Raw genomic sequence first — 958 nt, 5'->3', positions numbered from 1 at the left:
WWTWAATTTTTAAATAAAAAACATAATTAATTAAAATTATAATTTGCTATTAGTATCTTTTTAAAAATATTTACAATTATTTTAATAGGTTATGCAAGAAGTCTAATAAAATATTAATTGTTCAAAAGGCTATAATTGTTATATGTATTTAAATTAAAATAATGATCTAAATTATTTTTTAAGTATTGTATTTATATTCATAATTTTACAAATAAAAAACACTCTGAAAGTGCTAATTTGTTTTTTAATTATGGTCCGGGTGAAGGGACTTGAACCCCCACGAGTTACCCCGCCAGATCCTAAGTCTGGTGCGTCTGCCAATTCCGCCACACCCGGTTACTCTGTTTTAAAAATGGTCTCCTGTAAAGGACTTGAACCTTTGACCCACTGGTTAAAAGCCAGTTGCTCTACCAACTGAGCTAACAGGAGACAGGCAATGGTGCTGGCTAGAAGAATTGAACTCCCAACCTACTGATTACAAGTCAGTTGCTCTACCTATTGAGCTAAGCCAGCATATTAATATAAAAAATGGTCGGGTGTAACGGACTTGAACCGCTGACCACCTGCTTGTAAGGCAGGCGCTCTCCCAACTGAGCTAACACCCGAAAATGGTGACCTGTACGGGGTTTGAACCCGTGAATGCATGCGTGAAAGGCATGTGTGTTAACCACTTCACCAACAGGCCGGTAAATATCAATAAAAATTTTCAAAAAAATAATGGCGCCTAGTGCAGGACTCGAACCTGCGACCGATCGGTTAACAGCCGAGTGCTCTACCAACTGAGCTAACTAGGCATGGCATATCTTTTTAGCCTTACTCATTATATACTAAAAATGAAAAAACAAGCAACTATTTTCCTTTAATTTTGTCGAAAACTCTTGATATTTATAAAATATACCTAAAATTAGGTATATTTTTAATATATGGAGGTAAATAATTAATGAAAAAAATAATTARA

6 tRNA genes are annotated in these 958 nt (G+C 34.6%); all 6 read right to left on the bottom strand.

Annotated features, from left to right (window positions below):
* Window positions 1-251 precede the first annotated feature (251 nt).
* Window positions 252-336: transfer RNA gene (locus EHV01_RS06030), tRNA-Leu, on the bottom strand.
* 17 nt (window positions 337-353) lie between these two features.
* Window positions 354-429: transfer RNA gene (locus EHV01_RS06025), tRNA-Lys, on the bottom strand.
* An 8-nt stretch (window positions 430-437) separates the two neighbouring features.
* Window positions 438-513: transfer RNA gene (locus EHV01_RS06020), tRNA-Thr, on the bottom strand.
* A gap of 16 nt (window positions 514-529) precedes the next feature.
* A tRNA-Val gene (locus tag EHV01_RS06015) sits at window positions 530-605 on the bottom strand.
* 4 nt (window positions 606-609) lie between these two features.
* Window positions 610-685 (bottom strand) — tRNA-Glu (locus EHV01_RS06010).
* A gap of 33 nt (window positions 686-718) precedes the next feature.
* A tRNA-Asn gene (locus tag EHV01_RS06005) sits at window positions 719-794 on the bottom strand.
* Window positions 795-958 lie beyond the last annotated feature (164 nt).

It is taken from the genome of Spiroplasma sp. hy2 (assembly GCF_044714365.1).
Taxonomy (GTDB): domain Bacteria; phylum Bacillota_I; class Bacilli_A; order Mycoplasmatales; family Mycoplasmataceae; genus Spiroplasma; species Spiroplasma phoeniceum.
Note: the sequence above shows the minus strand (reverse complement) of the source record. Positions and strands in the feature narration are given on the sequence as shown.